The organism is Dyella subtropica (assembly GCF_026283965.1).
Lineage (GTDB): Bacteria > Pseudomonadota > Gammaproteobacteria > Xanthomonadales > Rhodanobacteraceae > Dyella_D > Dyella_D subtropica.
The window spans coordinates 12,314-38,687 of sequence record NZ_JAPDPD010000015.1 but is presented as its reverse complement, the minus strand read 5'-3'; the positions used below and the strand labels follow the sequence as shown (position 1 = coordinate 38,687).

General features: G+C 59.5%; 24 protein-coding genes. 13 read left to right on the top strand and 11 right to left on the bottom strand.

Annotated elements, in window-relative coordinates:
- Positions 1–44: 44 nt before the first annotated feature.
- The 4 genes from OUZ45_RS14080 to OUZ45_RS14065 all read left to right on the top strand — a co-directional run bounded on the left by OUZ45_RS14080 (position 45) and on the right by OUZ45_RS14065 (position 3,668).
- On the top strand, positions 45–1,475 hold the full coding sequence (locus tag OUZ45_RS14080) for a hypothetical protein (RefSeq protein ID WP_266170757.1): 1,431 nt from the start codon (positions 45–47) through the stop codon (positions 1,473–1,475).
- Positions 1,476–1,485: 10 nt separating this feature from the next.
- On the top strand, positions 1,486–1,773 hold the full coding sequence (locus OUZ45_RS14075) for a DUF2523 family protein (protein WP_266170756.1): 288 nt from the start codon (positions 1,486–1,488) through the stop codon (positions 1,771–1,773).
- Positions 1,774–2,337: 564 nt separating this feature from the next.
- Positions 2,338–3,525 (top strand): zonular occludens toxin domain-containing protein, encoded by a 1,188-nt coding sequence (locus tag OUZ45_RS14070; RefSeq protein WP_266170755.1) that lies wholly within the window; start codon positions 2,338–2,340, stop codon positions 3,523–3,525.
- 8 nt (positions 3,526–3,533) lie between these two features.
- Entirely contained in the window at positions 3,534–3,668 is a 135-nt protein-coding gene (locus OUZ45_RS14065) for a hypothetical protein (protein ID WP_266170754.1), read from the top strand.
- A gap of 22 nt (positions 3,669–3,690) precedes the next feature.
- Here the strand turns inward: OUZ45_RS14065 and OUZ45_RS14060 are convergent, their stop codons facing one another.
- A complete protein-coding gene (locus OUZ45_RS14060; protein ID WP_266170753.1) occupies positions 3,691–4,005 on the bottom strand; it encodes a hypothetical protein in 315 nt (104 codons plus the stop codon).
- 1,453 nt (positions 4,006–5,458) lie between these two features.
- Between OUZ45_RS14060 and OUZ45_RS20870 the strand changes: the two genes are divergently transcribed.
- A complete protein-coding gene (locus OUZ45_RS20870; RefSeq protein WP_425601694.1) occupies positions 5,459–5,731 on the top strand; it encodes an antitoxin Xre/MbcA/ParS toxin-binding domain-containing protein in 273 nt (90 codons plus the stop codon).
- A gap of 84 nt (positions 5,732–5,815) precedes the next feature.
- On the opposite strand, the gene OUZ45_RS14055 is transcribed toward OUZ45_RS20870, so the two are convergent.
- Both OUZ45_RS14055 and OUZ45_RS14050 read right to left on the bottom strand, forming a co-directional pair.
- Complete coding sequence (locus OUZ45_RS14055; RefSeq protein WP_266170752.1) at positions 5,816–6,520, bottom strand: PIN domain-containing protein; 705 nt, start codon at positions 6,518–6,520, stop codon at positions 5,816–5,818.
- Entirely contained in the window at positions 6,517–7,179 is a 663-nt protein-coding gene (locus OUZ45_RS14050; protein ID WP_266170751.1) for a hypothetical protein, read from the bottom strand. The genes OUZ45_RS14055 and OUZ45_RS14050 overlap by 4 nt, the downstream gene beginning before the upstream one ends.
- Positions 7,180–7,454: 275 nt before the next feature.
- On the opposite strand from OUZ45_RS14050, the gene OUZ45_RS14045 reads away from it, so the two are divergent.
- On the top strand, positions 7,455–8,057 hold the full coding sequence (locus OUZ45_RS14045; protein WP_266170750.1) for a hypothetical protein: 603 nt from the start codon (positions 7,455–7,457) through the stop codon (positions 8,055–8,057).
- A gap of 392 nt (positions 8,058–8,449) precedes the next feature.
- Here OUZ45_RS14045 and OUZ45_RS14040 read toward each other — a convergent pair whose 3' ends face one another.
- The 6 genes from OUZ45_RS14040 to OUZ45_RS14015 are packed head-to-tail and all read right to left on the bottom strand — an operon-like array spanning position 8,450 to position 13,548.
- Entirely contained in the window at positions 8,450–9,355 is a 906-nt protein-coding gene (locus OUZ45_RS14040) for an AbiU2 domain-containing protein (RefSeq protein ID WP_266170749.1), read from the bottom strand.
- A gap of 36 nt (positions 9,356–9,391) precedes the next feature.
- Entirely contained in the window at positions 9,392–9,862 is a 471-nt protein-coding gene (locus OUZ45_RS14035; RefSeq protein WP_266170748.1) for a hypothetical protein, read from the bottom strand.
- Between the two features lie 18 nt (positions 9,863–9,880).
- A complete protein-coding gene (locus tag OUZ45_RS14030) occupies positions 9,881–10,552 on the bottom strand; it encodes a hypothetical protein (RefSeq protein ID WP_266170747.1) in 672 nt (223 codons plus the stop codon).
- 9 nt (positions 10,553–10,561) lie between these two features.
- Positions 10,562–11,821, bottom strand: a complete 1,260-nt coding sequence (gene tcmP / locus OUZ45_RS14025; protein WP_266170746.1) for a three-Cys-motif partner protein TcmP — start codon at positions 11,819–11,821, stop codon at positions 10,562–10,564.
- Positions 11,779–12,531, bottom strand: coding sequence for a DUF5131 family protein (locus tag OUZ45_RS14020; protein WP_266170745.1), 753 nt, complete (start codon positions 12,529–12,531; stop codon positions 11,779–11,781). Before OUZ45_RS14020 ends, tcmP begins: the two co-directional genes overlap by 43 nt.
- A 57-nt stretch (positions 12,532–12,588) precedes the next feature.
- Positions 12,589–13,548 carry a DNA-binding protein gene (locus tag OUZ45_RS14015; RefSeq protein WP_266170744.1) on the bottom strand — a complete coding sequence of 320 codons (960 nt, stop codon included), beginning with the start codon at positions 13,546–13,548 and terminating at the stop codon, positions 12,589–12,591.
- Positions 13,549–13,719: 171 nt separating this feature from the next.
- On the opposite strand from OUZ45_RS14015, the gene OUZ45_RS14010 reads away from it, so the two are divergent.
- The gene (locus OUZ45_RS14010) at positions 13,720–14,877 is read left to right on the top strand and encodes a tyrosine-type recombinase/integrase (RefSeq protein WP_266170743.1); all 1,158 of its coding nucleotides are present in this window, start codon (positions 13,720–13,722) and stop codon (positions 14,875–14,877) included.
- A complete protein-coding gene (locus tag OUZ45_RS14005) occupies positions 14,865–16,025 on the top strand; it encodes a HEPN-associated N-terminal domain-containing protein (RefSeq protein ID WP_266170742.1) in 1,161 nt (386 codons plus the stop codon). The genes OUZ45_RS14010 and OUZ45_RS14005 overlap by 13 nt, the downstream gene beginning before the upstream one ends.
- Positions 16,026–16,875: 850 nt before the next feature.
- On the opposite strand, the gene OUZ45_RS14000 is transcribed toward OUZ45_RS14005, so the two are convergent.
- Together OUZ45_RS14000 and OUZ45_RS13995 are read right to left on the bottom strand one after the other, a co-directional pair.
- Positions 16,876–17,772, bottom strand: a complete 897-nt coding sequence (locus OUZ45_RS14000) for a TniB family NTP-binding protein (protein WP_266170741.1) — start codon at positions 17,770–17,772, stop codon at positions 16,876–16,878.
- Entirely contained in the window at positions 17,769–19,508 is a 1,740-nt protein-coding gene (locus tag OUZ45_RS13995; protein ID WP_266170740.1) for a Mu transposase C-terminal domain-containing protein, read from the bottom strand. Before OUZ45_RS13995 ends, OUZ45_RS14000 begins: the two co-directional genes overlap by 4 nt.
- A 569-nt stretch (positions 19,509–20,077) precedes the next feature.
- Between OUZ45_RS13995 and OUZ45_RS13990 the strand changes: the two genes are divergently transcribed.
- The 5 genes from OUZ45_RS13990 to OUZ45_RS13970 all read left to right on the top strand — a co-directional run bounded on the left by OUZ45_RS13990 (position 20,078) and on the right by OUZ45_RS13970 (position 26,370).
- Positions 20,078–20,251, top strand: coding sequence for an aldehyde dehydrogenase family protein (locus tag OUZ45_RS13990; protein ID WP_266170739.1), 174 nt, complete (start codon positions 20,078–20,080; stop codon positions 20,249–20,251).
- A 167-nt stretch (positions 20,252–20,418) separates the two neighbouring features.
- Positions 20,419–20,625 carry a hypothetical protein gene (locus tag OUZ45_RS13985; RefSeq protein WP_266170738.1) on the top strand — a complete coding sequence of 69 codons (207 nt, stop codon included), beginning with the start codon at positions 20,419–20,421 and terminating at the stop codon, positions 20,623–20,625.
- A gap of 237 nt (positions 20,626–20,862) precedes the next feature.
- Positions 20,863–21,825, top strand: coding sequence for a sigma-54 interaction domain-containing protein (locus OUZ45_RS13980; protein ID WP_266170737.1), 963 nt, complete (start codon positions 20,863–20,865; stop codon positions 21,823–21,825).
- Between the two features lie 162 nt (positions 21,826–21,987).
- Positions 21,988–22,386 (top strand): DUF3467 domain-containing protein, encoded by a 399-nt coding sequence (locus OUZ45_RS13975; RefSeq protein WP_266170736.1) that lies wholly within the window; start codon positions 21,988–21,990, stop codon positions 22,384–22,386.
- Between the two features lie 9 nt (positions 22,387–22,395).
- The gene (locus OUZ45_RS13970; protein WP_266170735.1) at positions 22,396–26,370 is read left to right on the top strand and encodes a papain-like cysteine protease family protein; all 3,975 of its coding nucleotides are present in this window, start codon (positions 22,396–22,398) and stop codon (positions 26,368–26,370) included.
- Positions 26,371–26,374 lie beyond the last annotated feature (4 nt).

Sequence of the window (26,374 nt, the reverse complement as noted above, 5' to 3'; positions counted from 1 at the left end):
GATTTTGGCGGCTACTTCGTTTTGTTGGGCATGTGGGGGGCGGGATGGATACTTTTCGTTACTGCGGATTCACACGACGACTGATCGCACTCGCGTTGTCGCTGTGTGTTGCTTCAGTGCACGCAGCAACCATGCCGGTGGTGACGCCGATTGCGACGGTGCCGACCGGTGTTGCGCCGGGCGGTGGCATCGCGACAAAGGTGACGTATGAGATGCGTCTCGCCGCAAACGATGCAGGTGCGCTGGCGGCGTCCAATGACGCGGCGTATGTGACGCGAGCGGTGACGATTGCGGGCCCCACCATGGGCGGCATTCTTCGTGCAGGTGTTGCGGCGGGCTCGCGCTTGTTGCCGTGGGTTGGCGCGGCCTTGACGGCCTACCAGATTTACAAGTGGTACACCGATCCGGTGAGCGGTCAGCTGATGCAGCCGGGTCAAACGGTGCCGAGTCTGGCGTGCGCGGGTGGGCCGTATTTCGCCTCGGTGGGCGCGTTTGGTGGTAACGGCTGCTCGGTGCCGGGGCTTATGCTTCAGGAAAAGCAGACCATCTTGCAGGCGCGCGCCTACGAGAGCCCGTTCAATATCCAGTTGACGGGTTGTGTGCCGTCAAGTGTTGACTCTAGTTGCCAGTCCACTGGCACGTATCAGACGCTGAGATTCGGTCATCCGGCGATTACGCGGACGTTCGACACCAGCGTTTACTGGTATCCATCCGGCGGCCCGACGACCCCTGACCCTTCGTACACGACGGACCCGGCGCCGGTGAGTGATGGGCAGCTGAGCGACTTGGTTGATCAGAATCCAGACTGGTGGCCGCAGATGCTGACGGACCCGAACACGGGTGCGTCGATTATCACGCCCGAGATTGCGCACGACATGGATGCGCTCAAGCAGCAGCTTGCGCCGCGCTACGGTGTGGACCCGACCACGCTGCCGCAGACCCAGCCTGACCCGGATTATGTACACGGCAACGCGACGCCGCGTGAGCAGTCCTTGCCGGATTACTGCATGTGGGCGTCGTCGGCGTGCAACTACTACAAGTTCGTGGAAGACCACTGGCCGAACAAAGACCCGCAGTACACAGATTCGGCCTGTGGTTCGGTGGGTGCGCCTTCTGCGCCGCCGGCCTGCAGTGGCGATGTGGTGATGTGTGCCGTGGCGCGGAATACGTGGGCGGCGAAGTGTGGTGTTTCCGGCGACGGCAGTCAGCCGCCCGATGGGGGCAAGCATCTCGTTGGCGAGCTGGATTCACCGGATCAGACGGTAGGTGATACCTCGCAGCTGGACATGTCCGGTTTTGGTTTCGGCACGTCGTGTCCGTTCAACAGCACCGATGTGCCGCTGGGAGAAAGCGGCAGTTTTCATGCGGACGTGGGGCCGGTCTGCACGTACGGCCCGTGGTTTCGCATCCTTCTTCTCGCGCTAACGGCGTGGAAGTGTGCCGAGATTATCGGCGGCGTTCGTTCGAATAAGTGAGGGCGCAGACATGCCTGCAATCATCGCGTGGTTGGTTGGTGTGCTGGAATCACGCATAGGCAGCATCGTGATTTCTGCGTTGCTCTCGCTTGGCTTCAGCTTCACCACGTACAAGTTTGCAGTGGGACCTTTTCGCGATCTGATCCGGGGCATTCTCGGTGGTGCACCCAGTTATTACTTGGGCATCATCGGATTCACTGGCATGGATGCATGCGTGACGATGGTGCTTAGTGCCATCGCGGCGCGCTACGCGGTATCGAGTGTGTCCAACCTCGTTCGCAACAAGAAAGCGGCGTGATGGGTCGATGTGCCGATGCACGGACAGGGCTGACCGGGCAAGTTCCTATGGAACTTGTTCGGGCTGTCTTGCATGCGCAGCGTCAGCTACAGCGTGAAGTGGGGTGCAGGGGTTACCCCTGCGGATACGCCCTTGATCTCGGAGCCGGGCGAAAGCGCAGGGCTGTTGGGGCTAACTGTGTAGGGTGGGCTAACCCTCCCATCCCCCCTCCCGCCAACCTCGCTTTTAAGCCATTCGAAGCGACACTGTCCGGCGCAAGCTTGACCGGGCAAGTTCCACCGGAACTTGTTCGGGCGAGTTTGCATGCACGGCACCGCCAACAAGGTGAAGAGGGGTGTGGGGCGAAGCCCCGCGGCTACGCCTTTGACCTCGACGCAAGGCGAAAGCAGAACCATCTGCGGCCAGACATCTATTCGGATGTGATCAACATTCATGGCCCCCACGCCAACCCCGCTTTTTTCTATCTACAAGGCGAGTTGATCGGTGCAGGCTCGACCGGGCAAGTTCCATCGGAACTTGTTCGGGCGAGTTTGCGTGAGATCGTCCTGCCTACAGGGAGCAGCTATGCGCTTTGAACTTCGTAGTGGTCTACGTGGTGCGGGCAAGACGTTGGGTGTGGTGGAAGAGCTACTCGCTCGGAGCAAGGATGCGAACGATGTTCGCCCTCGCTATCAGCTCTACATCAAAGACCTCCGGCCCGATCTCGCGGAAGCGATCACCGTTGAGCAGCTGATGGACTGGAAGTCGTTTCCGCCGGGCTCCACCATCTATGTGGATGAGGCACACCGGTTTATTCCGGTGCGCACGGGTTCTTCGTCGTTGCCTGCGTGGATTCGTGACCTGAGCGAGAGCCGGCACTTAGCGATCGACTTTGTGTGGATCACGCAAGACCCGTCGATGATCGATGTGCACGTGCGTAAGCTGATCGACCGACACGTGCACACCGTGCGTAAGTTTCGCAGCACCATGGTGGAGCGCTACGAGTGGCCGGAGTATCAGGAGAAGCCGACCAGCAAGGGTTCTGTGCGCTCGGTGGAGAGCAAGACGCGCCACATCTATTCGAAAGAGGCGCAGGCCTGTTACACGTCGGCGGTCATGCATACCGCCGAAGCGCGCGTTCCTTCTTACGTCAAGAAAGGCGCGCTTGTTCTCCTGGCGGTGCCGGCACTGCTGTATGGCGGCTATGTCTACGTGAAGCATCGTGCTGAACCCGCCGCCCCTTCGGCCCAGGCTTCGGATAAAGCGGATGCCGGGAAGGGCGTGGGTATGTCGCTCGGTGGGGCCAGGTCAGATGGCAAGGCTGACGCGAAGGCACCAATGTCACCCGACGAGTGGGTGCGTCGCCAGATCCCGCGTGTGGCCGGTATTCCGTGGAGTGCGCCGATTTTTGATGAGCAGAAGGTGGTGTCTAAGCCGGACCTTCTTTGCGTGTCGTATCTGGATGACAACGGTGCGGAACGTTGTTTGTGCCACACAGAGCAGGGCACGCGCGCCGAAGTCCCGCACTCGATGTGCCTCCAGTTTTCCAAGGGTGGCGTCTACAACCCCTTCAAGGAGCCGCTCAGCTCGCAGAATCAAGCGGTGGCGTCTCGGGACAGGCCTGAGCCTGCGGTCGAGGCTCAAAAGCCGGTAGCGGACTCAGGGGGCGGTCCTGGCGGTCGTGTTCGTGACCGGGTGACCTCTAAGCCGTACACTCCGCCCACGTACGGTGAGTGGAACCCCGACCCTTTCGGAGCCTCTCGCCACAACTAGGGGGCGTCATGGATTCGACTTACGTTGAAGTGGTCGGCGGCATGCTGATCGTGTACGGCTTGTACCTTCTCGATGCGCGTCGCAAGGCGAAATCCTTTGTGGATTGGGCGGCTGAGGCTAGGCGGAAAGTGCGCGGGCGCTAACCTGCTTTTGCGACTGAGCCTGCTATCGGCTGTGCACGAGGCGCAAATGGGCGCGCTGTCGCTCGGGCTGCCGTGGCATCAGTGGCTCACTGTTGACCCAGCGGTTGAACGCAGCGGCGTTGTGCGGCGTGATGGCGGGACCGCGTGCTGATCCGTGCGGTGGGATCAGGCGCGAGCCGCGGATTCGCCATCCGGTCCAGGCTCCGACGAGATCAATGCGGCATTGCGCGTAATCGGCCAAGATCGCCGCGACGTCGCGGAGTCTGACCACGCCCGCAGGCGTGGTGAATTCTTGGCGTTCTTCGTTGTACTGCCAATTCAAGCGCTTGCGGGGCATTCCGGCGTTCCGTGCACGAGGGAACGAAGGAAAGCACGGAGCGTGCCGGCCGCCCGCCGTGCCCATCGAATTGCGCATAATGTATATTATGTCAAATTGGATTTGCAGGACGATCCGCAAACTACAGTCGCTGTTTCTAGTTAGTGTCTTCTCGCTTTAGTTCTCGCCATGGATTGTTTTGACTGAGTTTTCGGCCCGGTCTTCCGTGGCTCAACCCAAGTGAGTTAGCTACCCAGCAGCTCAGGCGGTCTTGGTGAAGTCTATCTGTTGGCAGCCTCCCTCGTTGAAATCTGGCAGCTAGCGGCCCGTGGGCTGTCTTCGGAAACGCCGCAGCGCACTCAACGAGCCGATTCCGGTTTGGGAGCGCACTGATTCCTTTCCAAATACTGCGAGCCCCAAAATCTCGCACGTCATCGAATCCATCCCACCGCAAATAGCGAACGATTGCCCGCGTACGGATTCCGCTTGCGCTTGCAGGCAATGGCGAGCTTGACCATTCAGAAATGATCGCCTCCGCAAACACATTGAGAACATGCTGCGTATACAAATCGAGTTCCGTGAAGCGACCAAGCGGCACCCTTGCTGTTACGCCGTCACGCGCCCTGCCCGCGTGTAATTGCTTGCGCTCCGGAAAGATCTCATAGACACCACCAAACAAATGCGCTAACTGGTTCCTACTAGGGCGCCTGAATAGTGCAATAGATGAATCGCTATCAAGTCCGGCGAAATCCATGCCAAATTGTTCTAGCAAGGCTCGAATTATCGCCGCATATGCGCGTCGTAGTGAGCTGACGCCGAAGCCTTTTGGGAACCAGTTTGCCGGGCCAGATCGGGCCAAGGGCGAAGCCAGGGCCTGCTCTAGGTGAATTGCCCTGCGATCACCAAAGATGTTTATGGCGGCGGCAACCTTCCGGCCTGTCTTCAAGCGAAGGATCGAGGGGCGGAAGCTCGTGAGTGCATCAATGAAGGAAATTTGATCACTGGAGTCGAAGAGTTCACTGTGTAACGGACAGCAGGTGCGCCAAGCCACAGTCCACGCTCTACGCATATACGGAGGCCTGCCTTTTGCCCAATCCTGAAATAAGCAGACCTGGCAAAAGCGAGTTCGCAGCTCGGGAGGCAAAAGCCAAGCATCAGGCGCAGCCCCCGCCTTTACAGCAGCCTTCTCAGGAAGGCCATGTTGCACAGCTGCTGCTATAGGCACACGGCCATAATCAGGATCCCTTGCCTTAGGGGGAAGATCCGAATCCTGAGTCCGGTTCCACCAGCTTGAAAGCGTTTCGTCCCGGAAGACCTTGAGATCTCCACAGGGCCAAGGTGGCGCCCCGAAAGGCAATGAAATGTCGGTGAGTTTGGGCATGAAATCTTCTGCCACCGTACTAGCGAAGTCAGCAAGTCCCTAAACGCGGCGCATCCGCTGGGATTTGCTCCCCAACGGATGTAGCCTTGTGCTATGTCCCACCGAAGCAATCAAGATTCAGTTCCGGCCTCCACTCACGATGGCCATTCATCGTTCATTGATGAGCTGGTGAAGCTAGTACAGACAATGGTCTACGAAAGCGGCGATCCTCACCATTTTGACGCAAAGCAGTGGGTGACCGAGTGGTTATCGACGCCGTTGCCGGCTCTTGGTGGGCGAAAACCTATTGAATTCACTAACACTCAAGATGATCGTGAGCTGTTGAAGAGCTTGCTTCGAAGAACGCAATCTGGCGCCTACAGCTAGATGCTCAGGTGTCACTATCAGTCGACATCGTGACGACTCATCCTTCAACAGAGCCTTACGAACAGTGAGGCCCTGATCAGTCCTCTACAAACCCAAATTGTGCTTGGCAGCCCCGAAGTTTGGCGCATAGTCCATTTTCACCGCCAGGAAATCGGCAGCAATGTCGGAAGGGAGTTGGGACCCGCCCGAAACGTAATACTCTTTCGTATTTGACGATGCAAAGACGATGGGGACGGTAAGTCCTGCCGTCCGAAGCTCTTGCGCAGCTTCAATGTATGTCTCAACCACCACACAATCCTTCATGGAATCCTTGCCTTTACGCGCCGGCGTTCGCGGTGCATTGACCCGAGCAAAGGCGCGCGCTGTGATGCCATCGTTCCCGGGTGCAGGTTTGGCAACAGCTACCCACCGGTCCAAAACAGCCCTGGCACGCACCACGTGACCGTGCAAGTGATGCGTTTGCAGCGCGCCGCTCGCACCGAATTCTGCGGCGATGTCGTGGATCCGTTGTGCTTGCGCCTGAAATTTCGTGAGCTTGGTACTCGCTTCCTGTTCTACTTCACTCAGGTGTACCGCCAATTCAGTCATCACTTGGTCTGCAACAAGCACCACGAGATCCGTGCGTGTCTCCGCCGATGCCAGCAACGAAAGGCCTGCCTTGACATCGTGCACCAGCACGGATTCGCGTGTGATATCGCGGATCACATCGAGAATCGTGCAGGTGTCGACGCACAGAATGGGGGCGCCCAGGCCAATTAGGTCAGTGATATCCCCAGAGGTAAGGCTCATGACTGTGAAGCGTCATACGTATGGAGCAGCGCGCTTGTAAACTCATATTCCACCGCGAGCTCGTGGGCGGTATCCTCTGGCCAGTTCTCTACCTCCTTAAGCCATCGCACAAGATCACCCGGACTCATCCGTGCGGAGGAGCGATGTGCGCTAATCAGAAATTGAAACCACCGCTCTTGGTCCAAAGGGTGCGATGCCCCTGTCGACTTATTGGCCGCTCTCGAGAAACGTCGCAAAGCCGCTGCCGTTTCAGAATCGAGCCAATCCTCGAGCGATTGCTGTGCCGAGGTCATCTCAACACGAAAGGCTCCGGTGCGCGAGGCTGGCTCTGCGATGCGCGCAAAAAAATCCTGGAGGATAGCGTTGTATTGCACAATGCTAAGTTGCCCAACCTTCTCAGGCACAATGTTGGAGACGTGATAGCCATCCACGTCCTCCCATAACACGAGGGCCGATCTATCGATGCCTTCGAACGAGTCCCGCACCAAAGCGACAACATCTTTGGGATGCGGTCCAGCGCTTCGAAGCATCCCTTCCCTCTCCGATTCGTGGTGCCATGGCCCGCGCACTTCATCCAGGATGGCATTACGGACGGACGCACCGGTGTGCAGGGTTCTCAAGCGTAGATCTTGGAAGACCTCGATGCTGGCTTCTGTCATGATGAAATTCCTAGTGACTTATCTAGTAGTGATAGCACTTGCTACACAACTTTATCGCTCAGGCCATGTGCCACGCCAGCGGGCGTGGACAGCGCCACCGCCCTGTTGGTGGCGATACCTAGGCTCCTGCTCTATCCCGGTGGTCAACCCACTCAGATCCGGGGGCCCCTAAATCTGGGCGAGCCCCGATGCAGCCACGACACGCGATAAGGCTGGAGACGCGGGGAATTCCGATATGGTAAAAATAGAACGTCAATGCTCGAAAAGGACCTTCCGTGTTCGATAGCCTGGCAAAAGACACAGTTTCCCTGATCAAGGCGGACGGCACTCGCCATGACAACATCAAAGCGAGCGTGCAGGATCGGCGCGTTTTCATTCACAGGGGCGACCTGCTGATCGAAGCCGGCGACATGCTGGTTCGCAAGATGTCCAATGGCGGAGAGGAAGCGTTACGCGTCGTTGATCCCGGTTTTTATGAGGGCATTGCTGGGATCGGCCCCCACTATCAGATGAGGGTCGAGAAGCTCAATAAGCTACCGCACACGTTCCCGGCATCCGCATCGCCGGCGTCGTCCGTCACCTACAATTTCCATGGCGCAAACGCGCGGGTCAACCACAATTCAGTCGATCAATCGACAAACATTGTCGGTGACGATGCCGTGGTTCACGAACGAATCTCAGGTCTTCGGCAAGCCATACAAGCTGCGGATCTTCCAGAAACCGATCGCGGCGAAGCCTTGGACGTGGTGGATACGATCGAGGAACAATTCAAGGCTGGGACGCCTAAGCGACCGGTGATAAAAGCACTGCTGGCCAGCTTGCCGCAGTTGGCGGACATCGCAAAGTTCGCTACGGACCTGATTGACAACTGCAGTTGATGTGAGTGCTAGGCCAGCAAAGCACCGTTTCTAGGACCGAGCGCCCTAAAGCAACCGCATGAGCTGCCACCGGCGAGTCGATGAAGCTCTCTGTGAACTCACGCGCGGCAAAGCCCCTCCACACCGAGATCGTGCTGGGATTGAATGAGCCTTCCGATACGCTTACGTGGTTACCTCATTTCTGAGGCTTAGCAAAACGCGATTTGCCCCTAGACATCGGTTCAATGCAACCGCAAGCAACGCCAAATCGATTTCCGAAGGGGCGTCATTGTCCCATTCGTAAAGAAGCCTGCCCGCATCATTCCGTGCCTCGAGTCGCGCCCCGTTGCAAGCCCAGACTATACTCATAGTGACACCTCTGCGTCGGGGGAAATCCCAGCATGAGGCTATCGTCACGACTTCCTGCGTCCATCATGGGGCGTCTGCTTTGGTCCTCGAAAGAGCACCACACCGGTAATATCACCGGCATCATTGATGGTATAGCCATAGCGCTCGGCGAGTGCCTTACGCTCTGCGCGGGCCTCATCCTCCCGGCCCTCGGCCGTTGCATTGATGAGCTGGATGTGGTGTTGGAACTCCTGTACACGGGCTTGAGCGGCGGCCATCCGAGCGGCCTCTTTCTCCTCGCGATGATCGAGATCGCGCTGCACGCACTCAAAGACGGTTTCCACCGCGTCATGGCCCAGAGGGGTCATACTAAACACGGAGGCGTCGAACATATAGTTGTAGCGATTGAGCAGCGTGCGTGCCCGCTCCAGCAGACGATCGATTTGTTCGTAAAGCAAGGTGGGCAGTTTCGCCGCGTCGCCTTGCAGCGACAGCTTCCTCCCGCGGTGGGCTAGAAGATTGTTGCGATAGCGCACGAGCGCCAGGACATCGGGATCGGCAATCGCGCAGAGCGCGATGTCGTCTTCCAGTTGTTGTGTATCTGGCGCAACCACTCCCTCGGGCAGCCACTTTGCGAACGGGTCGTCGCTGGGGCGATGGTGCACGGGATGGTTGCCGAAGAGACGAAGGTGGCTACGAATCGTCGTCAGCCACGCATATAGATGCAGTGAATTCTCTTCCTGGTCGAACACCCGGGCTAGTGCGGCCAAGGTGGTGCGCCGATGAGCCGTCAGGGTATAGCCCCAAAACGGCCACGCTTCCGCTTGAACCTGGGGCCATTTCTCGAGTTGTGCCTGAAGCGCATTGTGCTGGTCCCAGTGGATATGCGCGTCGACAACATCCTGTGCAAGAGCACGGACCAAGGCGCCAAACTGGACTTCATTGAGCAGGTCACTATTTTGGGAGGCCATAGACTGTTGCCCTTCTCGTGAACTACGGGTCGCCGCTCAATACGCCTTAGAGCATCGCCCTGTGGCCGCCCAAAACATCAGCGGTCCGGTGGGCACGTCGCTGTGCTCATCCGGTACGGGGAATACGTCAGCACGGCGGATGAACTCTTCCGTATAAGGCGCCGCGTGGGTGCCGTGGATGCTGCCGAGATCGCAAGGCAGCTTTCCGGTTGCGGTGCCTTCGATCTGCAGGCCATACACCACGTCACCCGGCATATCACCATCTTGAGGGCCTAAGGACTCCACGGTGTTCACCTGCACGTACATGATGCGCAGGCCATGCCCGCGTAAAAGCGCGAGAAGAGACGTGCCATTGAACGTCCTGAAGCCGCTCATGGCGTCGAAGATGTCGCTCTGCGAATCGTAGCTGCCGGGCGTATAGGCCGGCGTGGCTGCTTGCGCACAACCAACGACCACCCAGCCTGCCATCAGGCTGACCGTTAAGGTGGCACTTCGAAGGGATCGCATATCCGTGGCTCCTTACTGTTAATCGATTTCTTGGACACCGTCGCGTTGCGCTGAAGCGATATTGTCCCAGTTCATGAGGTAACCGTCTTCGAGATCACGCACCATAAAGTCGGTGCTCGGAACCGGCGCGAATCCGAGGCAAGCGTAGTGTGAGCGCAGCTTGCGCATGGCCTGTGATGGTGTAAGGGTAAAGCGTTCCAACTGCAAACGTTGATGCCACGATCTATCTACGCCCATGGCACCAGGTACTTCGAGTTGCAACGGATAGGGCTTGATCGCTGCAAGACGACAACCCAGCGAAAGATGCGTCAGCATCAGGTGCATCGCCTGCAATCCGTAATCGTGCCCGCGGTAGCGCGGCAGAATGTCCACCCGGTCAATGATCAGAAGATTCTGGTTAAAGACCTCATCGGTCCCCAGAATACGGTTGACTGCTGCGGAGAAAGCGCCGGCTTCGCGGCGCGACAGTAGGACGTGATAAGGCCAGACATCGCCATCTACATCCAGGAAGTCAAGCGCCTGATGACCGTGGTCTCGTGCTTGTTCGATCGGCACCACGTAGGCGCGCGCACGCCCCACCACGCGATGCGGCAAGCTCCGATAAATCGTGCCGGTGTACTTGGCCAACAACGCCTCGGGGCCAAATTCCGCCGGCGACAGTGTGCGGCGGATGTCGATATGAATATCCATGTGTCCTTTTCACTTCAGACGACGCAACTGTTCCTTGTTCCGGTAGTTCACCACGTGGACTTTGCGTGGCCGCTTGGCATTCACGTTTTCGATGGTCCCGTCTTTGATCAGTTCACCAAGGGCCTTCTGCAAATCGGATAGCAGGCCATCGGTCGCCTCGATTAGGTCGGCCATGACAATGGTGTCGACCACCAGTACATCGTCTACATTGGGCAGCCGCGCTAACCAGGCTTGCTTGAGGTCGTAGGACGGCAGATGCGGTTCATCTTGATGCGCGTCGGCATTGAACAAGTCATTTTGTCCATGCTGCTTCGCCACGTGATCAAGACGGTGTTGAAGTTTCAATCGGGATTGCTGGGCAACCACATGTTCGGCTTGCTCCCAAAACACCACCAATCCGGTGGCGTTATGCGTGGCGTAGACCAGATTGAAGATCACTTTCTTCTTGTTGGCGTATTCAACGGGTAGCACTGCCGTGCGTAATCGATTCAGTCCGCTGCCATCGCAGGCTGTGGTGAGCTGTTGGCGGTAGCGCCTCATGAGCTGCCGATGTTTGGCATCCCCGCTATAGGCATTGGCTGCCTGCCAGTCCTTGCCAAAGACGGCCGTGAGATTGGCCTCCTGCTCGGTATGGCCCGTGGCCAGATTGATGAAGTTCCACATGAAGGTAATCAACAGCTCGGTGCGATCGCGCTTCAGGAATGGCGCAAGTACGGACGATTCAATGACATCCTTCCAGCCGAAGGGATCAACGAACACAAAGGCAAATTCGTCCGGTTCCAGCCAGGCGAGAATTTCCGGAATAGCGTCTTGAAATGACTTGCGCCAAATCTCCGGCCGCACGATGTTGGTGGGTGCTTGTTGAACGTGTGCATCGAGCAGGTCCGCACGCTGGGCGTCCGATTCGACGAAGACCGAACGCACGCGTACCTGCTTGTGGTGCTTTTCCTGCAAGGTGGCCTGGCAATCGGCCATCAGGTGAATAGCGATCCCGGGTGACGTGTCGGAAAGATCGGACATCTGGGATTTCCAGGGGCCCGCAAAGCAGTCGATGTAGGCGATCTTGGACGACCATTGTCCGACAATCATCAAGCATCGTTGCAGGTACGAGGCCAGGATGGCGTGTTTGACTAACGAGTGCTCGCGATCTTCGTAATGTTCCAGCGCTTGCTGCGTGACTCCCTTCATACCCATCCCCCTGATGGTGTTCGCGCGGTAGATCTCTCTCAGGCCATGGCGGCGCTGGCCGTCTCCGGCATGCCGTTCCATTGGCGCCCATCTAGCTCTCGGCCATTGGCTTTCTTTGAGCGACGCTTGCCGTCGGCCCCCCAGCCACCCCATTGCTTGAAGAAGAATGTGGCGCCCTGGGTTTGGCATTGGGCGCGAATGGCACGCGCCCAATCGGGATGCATCGGCCGAGCCCCATGGCCAGACTCACCCCCGACAATGACCCAGTGAATGCCAGAGAGATCGAGTGCACCCAGATCTTCCAATAGCGGCTCGCAGGATAGAAACCGAATGCGCGCTGGAATGGTGCGCAACACGTCGATCCGCGGAACACCGTGGCGCCGATTTTCCACCGAGACACCGAGCCAGACGTTGCCCGGAACCGCCCGATGTTTAAAGTATTGACCCAACCGCTCGTGACGTTTGGTCAGAATCTGGTAGCGGTGCTGCGGCGTATCGGCAATGACCGCCATCACGGCATCCAAAAACGCATCCGGGATCCGTTCGTGGAACAGGTCGCTCATCGAATTGACAAAGTAGATCGTCGGCTTCTTGCGCAACCGTGGCTCATCCAGCCGATCAGGAAGCTGCTTGAGTCGAAAGCCCTGGCGATAGGCGTCCACCCCCATCGCCTGAAGGCGTTTGGCCAGGGTTTCCGCATAGCAATGCTTGCAACCGGCTGACACCTTGGTGCACCCGATCGTTGGGTTCCAGGTCTGCTCGGTCCATTCGATCCGTGAGGTCGTAGTCATGGTGTTCCCCTTCCGTGAAAGCATAACGAGGTTGGGTCTCACCGCGTAAGCGCTAGGTCAATGCGCCTGCGGGCGTGATCGCGGGCGGCGTCCGCTGGCTTTGAGCGTGGCTTCCAACGTAGCAATGATCCGATTGGCGGCCTCGTACTGCGCGGTCACGCTTACCAGCGCGCGATCACGCTCGGTCGCATGCGTTTCCAGTTGAGCAATGCGCTCCTGTGCCGACGCCAGGGCATGGCGCGATGCCGTCAGCTCTTGCTGGTCGCGCAGTGCACGCTGACGCACCTCGGCCAGCTCGGTTCGTGCCGTGGTGTGTTGTTCCTGCAGGCGGGTCAATTGCGTCTCGGTGCGCCGGTGGGCAACACGGGCATCGTCCACCTGCTTGAGCATCTGGGCCTCAGTACGTTGAAGTCGGTCAGTAGCCTGGTCCAATTCCTGGCGAAAGGCCTGGTCATGTTCGACTAACGCGGCGTGATAGGACGCCCGCGCTTCCGAGCGTTCAAGGGCCGCGTCGTGACGGAGCTGTTCCAATTCGGTACGCAGCGTGGTGGCCTCGGCCATCGCCACCGCATGTGCGGTTTCGATGCGAGCGAGCGACTGGCGCAACGCATCCAGTCTCTCAGTAAGCGAGGCTATTTCCTGATCAAGAGTCGTGCTCCGCACGACCTGCGCATCACGCTCGAGGGTGAGCTCGTGGACCTGCGCCTGTACGGTGGTCAGCGCAGCGGTGAGGTGCTCGCGCTCCGCCGCAAATTGCTCGGCGGCCTGCTCAACGGCACTGGCCCACAGGGAGCACATCGCATCGGCCAAGGGAGGCGGCAATGTGTCTGCCAGGGCATCGGACTTCGCCCGCTCGGCTTTCCACTGTTTGAGCTCGTCATTGATCGTGGTGCGACTGCCTTGGCGGATGACCTCGTAGATCTGGTCCACGGTCAACGTGTGCGGCAGCCGACCCTGTGTGGCCAATTGGGCAGCAGCTTTGCGGGTCAACGTGCGGGTATCGCTCGTGCGCGCCATGAGATTTCCAGCTCCCGGGCGGCTCCAATTCAGCCACCGCACGACATGTATATCACAGTATTACGTTATATGTATAACGATTACTCTGATAAATTTATGATAATTGCTATAATCAGAAAATATTTGCCGTGTACCCTACCCTAGGGTGTGCACGGCAGTGAGGAAAGCCCGATGTCCGATATGACCGTGACCATTGCAGTCGGCGTAGAGCTGCCACCTGCGCTATCCGGCACCCACGGAGTCAATCGCGCCCCGGCTGGGGTGCCTCGCCAAATCGCCGCAGACACCGATGTTGCCGCCATCAGCGTCTGGTTGGCCGAATACATGGCCTCCCCCCACACCTTCCGCAGCTACCGTAAAGAAGCCGAACGGCTGCTGGCCTGGGCGACACAGGTGCGGGGCAAGGCAATTTCCAGCCTGACCCGCGAGGACGTGCTGGCTTATGAGATCTTCTTGACTAGCCCGCCCGCCGACTGGTGCGACGACGCGCTAGCACGTAGGGGGGATCACCGTCGCCTGTTTGCCGGGCCGCTATCCGATCGAAGTCGGCGTCAAGCAATCGGTATCTTGGCGGGCCTATTCAATTACCTGGTGCGCGCGGGCTACCTAGCCGGCTCGCCATTCGCATTGCAGCCCCGTCGCCGCAGCGCGCGCAAAGCGCCCCTCCGAATCGAGCGCTTCCTGGATCGCCCTCTATGGACCGATGCGCTGGCCCAGTTGGATTGTTTGCCGCGCCTGACGCCACGCGAATACCAACGGTACGAACGTTCACGCTGGACGCTTCGCCTGCTGTACGAAACGGCATTGAGAGTGTCGGAGGCCGCCCAGGCACAGGAGACGGACTTGCAAATGGTCCGTGGCCGATGGTGGCTTCGGGTCATTGGCAAAGGCGGTATCGAGGGCCGCATCCCTTTGGGTGACGCTCTGATTCAAGATTTCGCGCGCTACCGCTCTTTTCTTGGATTATCGCCCACGCCAGAGGTCGGCAGTCGACGCCCACTTATCCTTGGCATTGCGGGACGCGATGATGCACTCACGCCGACGGCGGTCTACCTCATCGTCAAAGACACCTTCAGTCGCATCGCTGACCATTGGGACGCTAAGGATCCGGTGCGCGCCACCCAACTCCGGCGCGTGTCGACGCATTGGCTCAGACACACGGCCGCCTCGCACCAAGCGGACGACGGCACCCCCATTCACCACATCCAGCAGAACTTGCGCCACAGTTCCGTTGCCACCACGTCGATCTATCTGCATGCGGAAGACGACGCCAGGCATGCTATGACCACGGAGCGACACCAGCGAGCGGGGACGAGATGGGATTTGTAAAAACCGAATGGATGGAGGCCCAAGCGCGCGGCTGGTCGGCGCCGGAAACCTTCGTGTGCGCGGACTGTGTCGACGATCCGTATCTGAAAGATTTGATCAACGGCGCCGCTTGCGCTGACACCTGCGATTACTGTGGTCAAAGCGACGTGGTGGATATCGCGGCCGAGTCCCATGTCGTGGTAGAGGCTGTCTACGACGCCATCCATATGTACTACTGCGAGCCGGCCTTGGGCGGCGTCCCTTACGACGGAGGCTTCGTCGTGCAGCCGATTGATGTGCATGAGGTCCTATACAACCTGGATTTCGGGGGCAATCCGGACTTTTTCCAGGCGGTAGTCGATGCTGAAACGAACGGGGATTTCTTTGTTCCTGCCGCTAACGGCCATTGGGCAGGCAGCCATCCGCACGAAGTGCTCTCGGCAGGCTGGCGTATGTTCGCTCATACCGTTAAGCACGAAACCCGCTTCCATTTTGCGGCCACCCCGCGCTCTGAATCCACATCGCCTTATGACGTCGATACGGCTGATGTGTTACCTGTGATCGCAGAGAACCTCCGTCCACTAATTCGCACTCTTCCGGCCGGGATTGAAGTCTTCCGCTCTCGCATACGCCCTCGTGGCCAGATCTGGTTGCCGGACGCGAATCAGCTAGGGCCACCTCCCAAAGAGATTACGTCTGCCGGCCGGATGAATCCAGCCGGCATTCCCTACCTCTATACCGCTTTCGACAAGCCTACTGCTCGCCGTGAAATTGGGATCACCGGCCGAACGAGCCGAACGGTATTCACCGCAGCATTCACGTTGACGAAGCCGCTGGAAGTCATTGACTTGACTCAGTTGCCGGTCGTGCCGTCACTGTTTGACGTCGCCAATAAAGACGGTCGCGAGCATGCTCTATTCATTCGGGCTTTTGTCGACGCCATCAGCATGCCGGTGACCAAGGATGGCCATGAGCACATCGACTATGTGCCTTCCCAGGTAGTCTGTGAGTACTTGGCTCAGGTCTTTGAACCTGCTCCGGGTGCCAAGCTCGGCGGCTTGATCTATCCGAGCGCCGTGCACTCTGATGGCAAGAATCTCGTGGTTTTTCCCGATGATCGTTACCTAGGAACCTATCACGGCGTAACTTTTGTTGGCGCCGTAAAATGAAACCTTCAAACTTTGGAAGCCATGAGACGGGCCACCATCGCTCACCCTGAGTACGATCGATATGACATGCCATCGAGCAACCAATCCGTCTTCAGTCAATCATCTGGAATGAAGACAAGTGGCAGTCGGTCCATCAAGTGGGGCCATGAACTGCGCAGGGTTTCCTGTAGGCGGAAAAAACTGGTCCGCTCAATGAGCAGTGGCGGCCAAGCGTGCTCTTTCTCAAAGACTAGGTACGACCAAACCCTTTGAACCGCACCGACAAGGGCGAGTCGGTCCGCTTGGCGCGCAATCAAGCCTACCTGGAATGCAGGGCATGTATGGGGTGCCAACGGCAATGGCCACCCCTCAGCTCGTAATCGCCAGTGGGAAAGCCAGAACGCTTGTATCGAAGCTTTCGGCGCATATGCCTGCCCGGAAAACGCCAAAAGGATCTGATCCTCAAGGCAGTCATCTTGGCAAATCAACCAACCTCCTGGCGTACACGGGCTGCGCTGCTTCCAGGCGTCAACCCAATTACTAATGCATTTGGCTTCGCTGCGAAACGCTTGAGAAAGCACAGGAGTCCGCAATCTGGTCAGTGATCTGCTGCATCTAACGAGTGGCAGCCCATGTTCAGAGCAGATAACGTAGCGCGGATCGATCCATTCTGTCTTGGTATACCACCGCTTGCGACCGTGTTCCGAGAAACAGCACTTAGCGCAATACGCCGCATCTTGTAGAACGAGTCCGCCGATCCTCCCTGGATTGCTGACCCATGGCTCAGCGCCAAGTGGGCCAGCTTTGAGCCATGATGTCAGCGACTCTCCCTGTCCATGTCGAACGCCCAGTCCGGCCATGGATTTCAGGTTCACGCTGCCGCACCAAGTGCGATAGGAGGCGGTAGCTCCGCCGTTCTGGCCAATTCGAAATCGGCCATGCCTACAAACGGCGCATCACGCCCGAGTGCAAATAGTGCCGCGAGGCGAATGAGCTCTACCACGTTCTCGGTGTTTCCCTTCCCATGACGTAGAAGCCAGTGAATTACCTCTGGGCGATCCAAATAAGATCGCTCGGGGAACGGCAAGTACTGTTCCAAGCCGAATACGAAATTGCGGAAGTCTTGAGACTCGGTCCAGGGCCTAATCGCAAGCGTTTTCTTGAACCTCGATCGTAGCTGAATGTCGGCGTGCAACGCATGGTCCAAGCCTTCGACCGTAGCGCACGCGATATTGATTTGGTGTTCGCTCGATAGCCGCTTCAGTTCGGACAAAACACGGAGGTGTGCCGATGGTCCACACTTGAGTAGCTCGCCTGCCTCATCGAGAAGAAGCATTTTCACCCCCTGACACTTCAAGGTCGCGTCACACTCATCCTTTGTGCAGTGGTTTTCGATTGCCCTTGCCTCGGGCCACGCCGCTCTCATCAGTGCATGGCGTAATCCTGCAACCCCTGCATCGCCTAGAGTTACATTGGCCAGTAAAAGTGGGCGACTAAGGCGCAACGGATCTGTCGTAGGTGCCACAGGATGGAGTTTGCCAAAGGCTTCCAGAAGCGCCGTTTTACCCATCCCTGGCTCAGCTACCACTTGCAAGCAGCTCGGCCGACTGCGTCGCGCACTGCGAAGAAGGTATTCCATCCATTGGATCGCTGCCCGCGTGGCTGGAGTGTTGACCCAATGGTCGCTCTGGATCCATTGCACCCGATCGTTCAGGCCGCGAAAGAGCACGCTCAGTGTATCGCTTTCCAGATGTGCCTCGGTGTTCATCGCAGGCTGTCCATCGGGTTGAGTGAGGCGACCGAGGCTTTCGTGTAGTCGATATCCGACGACACCTTGGACAAGGGGGCGGGACCACCCCTGGGGCGGCGAGCTTTGATGCGTCGTTGTTCACGCGTCAGTGAATCTGCTACATCCTCGATTCGCCGCATCTCTTTGATGTGCTCGAACACTTCCGCTTCACTTGAAGCGCAATTATGTTCACGCTTCAAAGCCTTCTTAGCCATTGTCAATTCGAACAGAGCAATCGGGCGACGCGTCCGGTCACGCCATGGGATATCGATGTAGGCATCACCGAGACGAAAATATACGCAACTCACATCGAGGGGATTGTGAGCCACCCAATACTTCTTCCCGTCGCCAATGAAGGGGACAAGCGCGTCATCCCAGTACTTCAAATTGAAGCGATGCAAGCCCTCTCGAGTGACAGGACGGTAGACTCCGGGGAGCAGTGAGAGAAGGAACGCGCGACGATCTGCGGGAAACGGCGGGAGCTCATATTGACCACTTCTTGTCCAGGCCGAATTCCAAGCTTCGAGTGGTGTTTTTCCAAGCCCTTTGTGGAGCGTGTTGTGATAGACGCCATTGATCTGGTGTGCCGTCCATTTGATTAGCTCTGCCAAGCTCATGACTGCTTTCTTCTGACTGTCGTAGTCTTCGCGATCTTTGGTATTTGAGAATGTCGTTCCCTTAAGGAGATGAACTTTTCCCATGTAGGTGCCAATGTATCGCTCGATATAGCAGCCATGAACTGGGGTACGTACCTGGCGAAACCTTGGCTCAATGCCTGCCATTTTGCACGCAGTGCAGAGGGACGTAGCACGGAAGGTTTTGGCGTTATCCCATCCAATTGTCTTCATTAGGCCGAACGGCAGCCACTCACCCTCGTAGCCAATTTCTCTCAGCCAGTCGTCTTTGGGGCAGCAGCAGTGTTCCAAGGCCAGCGCGACGCTGGTTTGGGACGGGGCCTCAAATGATAGATAGAAGCCGACCACGCATCGGGTCGCCACGTCGATGGCCAATGTGATCCATGGACGCCCAATTTCCTCGCGAGACTCTGGATCGACGACAATAACGTCGACAATGGCATGATCCATTTGCACAAGGGCCAGTGATTCGCGAACTTTGATGCCATTTCCAGCGGGCCCTGCCAATGCATTGCCACGAACACGTCCGTGACGCTTTCGCTCCGCTCTCCAGCGATCCCGCCTTCTAACGCGGGATCGCACAGCGGTATATGACGGTGGGCTAATGCCTGCTGCTGCGGCCAATTGCCCGGCGCGATCGGTTGTGGCCCGGATACTGGAGCGCTGCTCACTTTCGTACAGCTCTTCAATCGCCTTTTCTATAAGAGCATTCTTTACTGGCGAAAATAGTTCGGATCCTCTCGCTGGCCCTGGCTTATCCGGAAGTTGATTTGCAGGTGTTTGATCGAAGAGGTAGCGATCCAGATGCCGCAGGACGGTGCGTGTAGAAACGCCCATCTCTTTAGCGATCCGATTCCTTTGGTCGACTCCGAGCTGACCTTCCTGGACGCTCTCTTCTAAGAATTTCGCCCAGCGCTGCGCGCGAGTCAGCTCCTCGTCGGTTGGGTTCCTGAAACAGGATTTCTGCTGCCCACTAGCGACGTCAACAGTGACGGCGTGTCCGCTAAGTTCGCCTGCAGTTACCCACACCGTTTTATCTGTACCGACGATGCTGATAACAATGCGGGATGGTGAGCACACGCCCAGCACTCTCGCTGAACATCCCTGGTAGACAACTAGGGAGCCCTTCTTAAGAGTTAGGACGGTAGGCGAACGGGACGCAGCTACCCCTTCAGTGTGGGATCGTGTGTCCATCGATAACGATCCAGGCGGCGACTTATCGTGGAACCTTGCGCCGCTACAAGTTTATGCCACGTCAATCTGATGCCAGAAAAGAGTGAGGTATGGCGAAAACAAGTCAATGGCAGGTCGTTTAAGGATCGTGTCTGAAAGCATGGATCATCTTCAGATCGTGTCAGAAAGCGCCAAGCTGCCTCTCATGACGATGACTCAAGATCTCAGAGAAGTCATGTATGGCTTTGTTTTTGAACGAAATAACTGAAATGACGATCATGGAAGACACTGACTAAAGTTCTCCACGCCTACTGTGCTGTGGTGGCTCACACCGAGCGTGACCTTCTACGAGCAGTTGCAAGGCATCGACTGCGAGATCCGTGGCCCCGTGGGCAGCGCCACCATATCGCCGGGAATGATGTCCTGCGCGCGAAAGCCGGCGTCGCAACCCTCGCGGACGATGCGGATAGCGCCGCATGTACGGGACTCGCGTTGCCGCACGTATCGACGCCGGCCAGGTTATGGTCAACACGCTTGCCCACGAACCCAAGGCGCCGTTCGGTGGCTTCAAGCAATCGGGGCTTGGTCGCGAATACGGGGTTTTCGGCTTGGAGGCTTACCTGGAGCCGAAGACCATCATCGGGCTATAGGCAATCCAGGCTTCATCGATTCTTGGCACGACCCCATGTTTGTACGGCTGCGCCAACGTATCGACGAGATGGAGGATTTCCATCAGGCCTGTAGTCGGCGGCGCTGCTAAGCATTGGGATTTAGCCAGGCGTAGCTGCGCTGCAGCGGCTGAGGTGTCGATAACGCCATGGGCGTACGCCTTTTAGAAGCGGAGCTCAACAGCAAAAAGCCGTCCAGCTCGCGTCCAAAAGGCCATGAAACCAACAACATGCATCGCCTTCTCGCAGCCAGCTTTTCGGTGTCCAGCCATGAGCGATGCAAACAAGCCGTCGTGCGTCTTCGCTTAGGCATCACCCTGCCCGACGCTACACTCGCTTTTCTGCCGACACCATGACACGCGGCTATGGCCGCAATAGGGATTGCTGTCTTGTTCCTCAAGATCAAACGGGGGAATGGCGATGAAAATTGGGGCGGGATGTCATCCGTTAGCCGCCTGGTTTGAACTGCGGATGGGCGCCAAACACATCCACGGCTGCACGACCTGGGCGGATCGGCTTGTCCGAGGATTTCAACGCAACAGCCTTTTCCGACGAAACGGCCGCCAGCAAGCTTTTAGCGAACCGGCCCGCGCATGAACGCGACGGGAGCTGTGCTGGCGGCTTCGCTCGGGTTGCATGGCTCAAGTCCGGCCATGATCGACCTGCGCCGCTATCTCACAAAGGTGGCTCAGAGCGATACCACGGTGCTTATCACCGGCGAAACCGGTACCGGTAAGGAACGTGTCGCCACCGCTGTCCATCAGCTCAGCCCTCGAACCGACAAGCCGTTCATCACGGTCAATTGCGCCGCCGTGCCCGACAGTCTTTTCGAATCCGAGATGTTCGGCCACGAGCGCGGTGCCTTCACTGGCGCGGACCACGCCCTGCCCGGCCGCTTCGTCGAAGCGGACGGCGGCACCATCTTTCTGGATGAGGTCAGCGAGATGCTGCCCGCCACCCAGGCCAAGCTGTTACGCCTGCTCGAAGACCGCACGGTGACACCGATTGGCTCGCTGCGCCGACGTCCGATTGACGTCCGGATCGTCGCCGCCAGCAACGAAAGACTGGAGGATTTGGTCGCCGAGCGGCGTTTCCGTCCCGATCTGTTCTATCGCCTGAATGTTGCGAGGGTCGAGATACCGCCGCTGCGGGAGCGGCGGCAGGACATCGGCTCGATCGCCGATCACTTCATCGATGAACATAACCAGCGGCGTGCAATGCGGGTGGGTCGCCCCGATCCAGCCTTGCTCAAATGCATGTGCCACTACCAATGGCCGGGTAACGTCCGCGAATTGCGCAACATGATCGAGGCGCTGTTCATTGATCCACCCGAAGGGCGTCCATTAGGCCTGGGCGACCTGCCGCCCTCGTTCCGCCGCCTGTTCGAGCAGGACTTCTCCGCCGGCGAACTTGAGCGCGACCGGCTGATCTCGGTACTGAGCCGGACCAACTGGAACAAGATGGAAGCTGCGCGCCAGATGAAGTGGTCGCGAATGACGCTGTATCGCAAGCTGGCTAAATACAACTTGGCCGGCGGCGACAATGTCTCAGTGTGACGGTGCCACTGTCACATGGTACAGACCGGCAGCCTCTGCAAATCCCCTGCTGCCCGAGTAAATCCGCAGTAAATCACGCTGTTGCGTCAACGACGACGCGTTGGCCCGCTACTTGCCAGAAGGCAGACCGATAGCAACCTGTCGGAATGCAAGAAGGCCCTCGTGCACCTCATCGAGCCACTCCAGGATTTACCCCCGGACCCGGCGCAGCCGACTGGCCCGCACCGGCCGCTGCTGGCGAGCTATGCGAACTATTTCGAGGTCGGACATAACGCCTTCGAGTTCCTGATCGATGTCGGGCAGGTAGAGCCTCAGTCCGGCGGTGTGCAGTTGATGAATCGCATCGCGGCCAGCCCGGTCCACGCCAAGCTGCTGGCCCAATTGCTCGTGCGCTCGATCGCGCAGTTCGAAGCGGCGCACCACGAAATTCCGGACATCGCCGAACCGGAAACGGATCTGGCGATCCTCCCCCCGCAGGAATTCGAACAGCGTGCGATCGATGCGCGCAACAAACCAACGCTGGGCGGTCAGCGCGACGAACCCGGTCCAAATCAAAGGTGAGGTGAAGACATGGCAGCGCAACTCCGTCCCAACCGCATGGCAGTAACCGACCGCTTTCCGATGCTGGGCTTCACCATCCGCGTCGGTCGTGCCCCAAGCGTCGCCGAAGTGGCGATCGCCACCGACCCTGCCCTGTTCACGCGGAAGGAAGGCCGCACGTCCTCGACCTTCTACACCAGCCGCGAAGACGGCCTGCTGTCGATCCCGCGCGATGAAACGGTGTTCATGGTGCCGCCGGTGGTGCTGGCGCGCTTCGTGGGCGCGCAACGGCTGTGGTTTGGCCTGGCTACCGCGGCGTCGCCAGCGGCCGACAACTGGACGGTCGACGTGCTGCCGAACACCAACAGTCCGTATATCTCGCTCTCGGGGCTCAGTGATCGGGCGCTGCGGAGAGTGCGCATGTTCCCGGCTCGCGGGAGCGCGCGTGCCAAAGGCCCCCTATTGAACTGGGCCGGCGACAGTAGCCAGCCGGGCGCCACGGCCATGCCAGCGCCGGCTGCACCTGGAGCCACCGCAGCTGCTCCGCAACCCGCAGTCCAACCCGCTTCGCCGCATAACGACACCCATTACGACGACGGCTTCGGCCCGCTTCCGCCGCTGCACGCTGCACCGCCTGCGAATCCCGTGAATGCTGCAACTTCCGCCATTCCTGCAGCGCCTGCTCCAGTCGCGGCTACGCCTCTTGTGCCGGCAACGGCAGCGCGCCCGGCTGTCTCCCAAGGGATGGGGGCCAATTCCAACACTTGGTCGCGAGGCCTGAGCGCCGATCCCGAAGCGTATGGCATCGATACGCCGCCCTACAGCGACGATGACGGCTCAGCCGCCGCGCCGACTGCAGCCGCCAGTGCACTAGCGCTCGGGGCGCGCGAGAACAGCCTGGTCACCCGCACTGAAGCCAGCCCGAATTTCGACGAGGGGCGCGGCGGCACGACGATCGACCGCATCATCATCCACATCGCCGACGTACCCACCGTCCAGCGGGTGGTCAATACCTTCACCAACGCCGCTTCCAAGGTGAGCTCGCATTACCTGGTCGGGCCGGCGGGTGAAGTCGTCCAGTTCGTCTCCGAGGCCGACACAGCCTGGCATTGCAAGGGCTCAAACAAACGAAGCATCGGCATCGAGCACATCGCGGTGAAGCGCGGCGGCGCCGACTACCCGCGCCCCAACGGTACCGTCCAGCATTTCGACGCGCAGGCGCCGACCCAGCTCGAGTACGAAACCTCGGCGGCGCTGGTCTCGTCGCTGTGCGACAAATATCAGCTGCCGGTCAACCGCAGCGCCATCATGGGCCATCGCGAGGCCGACACCTCCACCGGCCATACCTCGTGCCCCGACGGCAACTGGGACTGGGATTACTTCATGCGGCTGGTCACCAGCCGCACCTGCCAGCCGCAGGGTGCCAGCCAGGCGCTTGCTTTCCGCGCGCGCGCGCTCAGTGACGACATTCCGCTCGACCCCGGCGTCGGCGGCTTATCGATCGGCACCAGCGCCCTGGAAATCGGCGACATCATCCTCAGTACCACCGGCCATGCGAGCTCCGCCGTCATTCGTGCCGGCTCTGGCGCCGAAATCAGTCATGCGATGCTCTACGTCGGGCAAGGCGGACAAGTGATCGAGTCGACCGGCGCCGGCGTCCAGTTGCGCCCGCTCGCGGATGCGCTCGCCGATTCACGCCTCGCGGTCGCTTTCCGGGTACCCAACCTGACCGATACGCAGAAGCAGCAGGTTGCCGATGCCGCCGCGCGCTATCTCGATCGCAGTTACAACTATGTCGGCTTGATCCGCATCGCCAGCTACCAGATCGACCGTCACGCCTGCGATCTGCTTTCGGGCGACGCCGCCGAGCGCTGCCGCCGTTTCATCGGCCGCATCGAGCTTGGCGATGGCGCCGACACCGAAACCCTCTTCTGCTCGCAACTGGTCGCCCAGGCCTTCCAGGATGCAGGCAGACCGATTGTCAGCGTGCCGCCGAACTGGGTGGCGCCGGGCGACCTTGCCAATCTCTCGACCGGCACGATGGCCTCGGGAACGCTCGCGTATGTCGGCCATCTGAAGGCGCCGATCCCGAGCCGCGGCTTCTTCGGCATCGGTCAGGCCCTATCGGTCGCACAGGGCGTATCGCGCGCGCTGGACGCCGACGACTGGACCGTGAACTGGGACGAGGTGCAACAGATCCCGCAACCCACCGACATGGGCTGCTGGTCGACCGCCGCTTCGATGGTGCTCGGCTGGCGCGACAACCAGAGTGTCGACCCCACGCGGCTGGCGCAGTGCGTCAGCCTCGAACAGCAGATGCAAGATGGCCTGAAACCGGCCGAGGTGTCGGTCTTCGCGAATGCCTCGACCCTCACGATCCAACCCAATGCCTGCTACACGCCCGAAGGCTTTCGCCAGTTACTTGAAGCCAACGGTCCGATCTGGGTGGCCGAAGTCGTTCGCGCGCCGGTCCGTTTCTTCCATGCCGTGGTGGTGACGGGCATGTACCGCAGCGGCGGTGCCTATTTCGTGCGGATCACCGATCCACTGGACCGTGTAGTGGGAACGCCGGGCCATCCCGGCGCGCGGACTATCCCACCCACCCACACCACCGGCAGCCGCTACATCATGACTTACGAGGACTTTGTCTCGGAGTACGAGGCGGCAGCCGGCATCGGCGTGATCCAGCTGATGCATTCGGGCGGCGCCTTCGGCCATACGATCAACCGAGGCAGTGCGGCGGGCGTCGGCTATGCGCTCGGCACCGGGACGCCGGCCCCGGGGGGCAAAGTCGGCTACGGCGTAAACCCGAAACGACGCACCGGGAGCAGTTACGACGTATCGCGCGCTCTGGACGCCGACGACTGGACGATCAACTGGGACGAGATCGAGATGATCCCGCAGCCCACCGACAAGAGCTGCTGGGCGACGGCCGCAGCGATGGTGGTCGGCTGGCGGGACAGACAGTCGGTCGATCCGACATTGCTGGCGCGTTGCGCCCGTATGGACAGTTCGTTGAGCGGCGGGCTGATGCCAGCGGACAAGCGGGCCTTCGTCAACGGCCTCGGCCTCGTGATCCATCCCAACGCTTGCTACACACCCGATGGCTTCCGCCAGATTGTCGAGGCCAACGGGCCGGTCTGGGTAACCGCCGATGTCTCGGCAACCCCCGGTGCGCAGGCCATCCACGCCGTCGTCGTTACCGGCATGTATCGCCAGGACGGACAGTACTACGTGCGCATCACCGATCCTTGGGACCGGGTGGTGGGCACGCCGGGTGCGGCGGGCAGCTACCTCACCACACACAACACCGGCAGCCGCTACATCATGAGCTGGGATGCCTTTACCGGGGAGTTTGAGGCCGCCGGCAACATCGACCGCATCCAGCTCGTCTACGCGGGCAGCACCTCCGGCCACACCATCAACCGAGGCAGCGCGGCGGGCGTCGGCTACGCGCTTGCTGCCGCGCCGCCGCTTCCGGGAGGCGAATTCGGCATCGGCGTGACGCTTACCCGGCGAACCGAGAACAGCACTGGGCGCAGCTACGATCTTGCCCAACTGACAGGCTTGGTCCAGCCCGCCAATGCATTAGCGGGCGGCGCCGGCCAGCCGCGCATGGCCGGCCAGCGCATCGTCCTCGACGACTGGCCCTACATCGATGGGCCGAGCGGACGAACGGCGGCACCGGTGACGATCGACTGGGCCTGGCAAGGCGGCGCCGTGGGCGACGTGGCGATCTCGCCAGGCCAGGGTCAAATGCTCGACGGCTGGACTGCGCAGGTCCGCGCCGACATCAGCCGCGCTTCCGGAGCCCCCGAACGGGCAAGCCTCAATGTGCGAATCACCACAACGTTCCGCCACGCAGGCGAGGAGGATCAGGTCGCGGTGACCGATGTGGCGCTGAGCGGCGACGGCAGGTTCAAGACCGTTCACGGCGCCGATAGCGCGCCCCCGCTTCCGGTTAGCGACACGCGGCCCGCAGCGCGTGAAGTGCAACCCGCCTGATCCT

What these genes read in the sequence shown, in the direction of transcription:
- OUZ45_RS14080 (WP_266170757.1), top strand. Translation starts at nt 45, where the DNA reads ATGGATACTTTTCGTTACTGCGGATTCACACGACGACTGATCGCACTC.
- OUZ45_RS14075 (WP_266170756.1), top strand. Translation starts at nt 1,486, where the DNA reads ATGCCTGCAATCATCGCGTGGTTGGTTGGTGTGCTGGAATCACGCATA.
- OUZ45_RS14070 (WP_266170755.1), top strand. Translation starts at nt 2,338, where the DNA reads ATGCGCTTTGAACTTCGTAGTGGTCTACGTGGTGCGGGCAAGACGTTG.
- OUZ45_RS14065 (WP_266170754.1), top strand. Translation starts at nt 3,534, where the DNA reads ATGGATTCGACTTACGTTGAAGTGGTCGGCGGCATGCTGATCGTGTAC.
- OUZ45_RS14060 (WP_266170753.1), bottom strand. Translation starts at nt 4,005, where the DNA reads ATGCCCCGCAAGCGCTTGAATTGGCAGTACAACGAAGAACGCCAAGAA.
- OUZ45_RS20870 (WP_425601694.1), top strand. Translation starts at nt 5,459, where the DNA reads ATGTCCCACCGAAGCAATCAAGATTCAGTTCCGGCCTCCACTCACGAT.
- OUZ45_RS14055 (WP_266170752.1), bottom strand. Translation starts at nt 6,520, where the DNA reads ATGAGCCTTACCTCTGGGGATATCACTGACCTAATTGGCCTGGGCGCC.
- OUZ45_RS14050 (WP_266170751.1), bottom strand. Translation starts at nt 7,179, where the DNA reads ATGACAGAAGCCAGCATCGAGGTCTTCCAAGATCTACGCTTGAGAACC.
- OUZ45_RS14040 (WP_266170749.1), bottom strand. Translation starts at nt 9,355, where the DNA reads ATGGCCTCCCAAAATAGTGACCTGCTCAATGAAGTCCAGTTTGGCGCC.
- OUZ45_RS14035 (WP_266170748.1), bottom strand. Translation starts at nt 9,862, where the DNA reads ATGCGATCCCTTCGAAGTGCCACCTTAACGGTCAGCCTGATGGCAGGC.
- OUZ45_RS14030 (WP_266170747.1), bottom strand. Translation starts at nt 10,552, where the DNA reads ATGGATATTCATATCGACATCCGCCGCACACTGTCGCCGGCGGAATTT.
- tcmP (WP_266170746.1), bottom strand. Translation starts at nt 11,821, where the DNA reads ATGGAACGGCATGCCGGAGACGGCCAGCGCCGCCATGGCCTGAGAGAG.
- OUZ45_RS14020 (WP_266170745.1), bottom strand. Translation starts at nt 12,531, where the DNA reads ATGACTACGACCTCACGGATCGAATGGACCGAGCAGACCTGGAACCCA.
- OUZ45_RS14015 (WP_266170744.1), bottom strand. Translation starts at nt 13,548, where the DNA reads ATGGCGCGCACGAGCGATACCCGCACGTTGACCCGCAAAGCTGCTGCC.
- OUZ45_RS14010 (WP_266170743.1), top strand. Translation starts at nt 13,720, where the DNA reads ATGTCCGATATGACCGTGACCATTGCAGTCGGCGTAGAGCTGCCACCT.
- OUZ45_RS14005 (WP_266170742.1), top strand. Translation starts at nt 14,865, where the DNA reads ATGGGATTTGTAAAAACCGAATGGATGGAGGCCCAAGCGCGCGGCTGG.
- OUZ45_RS14000 (WP_266170741.1), bottom strand. Translation starts at nt 17,772, where the DNA reads ATGAACACCGAGGCACATCTGGAAAGCGATACACTGAGCGTGCTCTTT.
- OUZ45_RS13990 (WP_266170739.1), top strand. Translation starts at nt 20,078, where the DNA reads ATGTACGGGACTCGCGTTGCCGCACGTATCGACGCCGGCCAGGTTATG.
- OUZ45_RS13985 (WP_266170738.1), top strand. Translation starts at nt 20,419, where the DNA reads ATGGGCGTACGCCTTTTAGAAGCGGAGCTCAACAGCAAAAAGCCGTCC.
- OUZ45_RS13980 (WP_266170737.1), top strand. Translation starts at nt 20,863, where the DNA reads ATGAACGCGACGGGAGCTGTGCTGGCGGCTTCGCTCGGGTTGCATGGC.
- OUZ45_RS13970 (WP_266170735.1), top strand. Translation starts at nt 22,396, where the DNA reads ATGGCAGCGCAACTCCGTCCCAACCGCATGGCAGTAACCGACCGCTTT.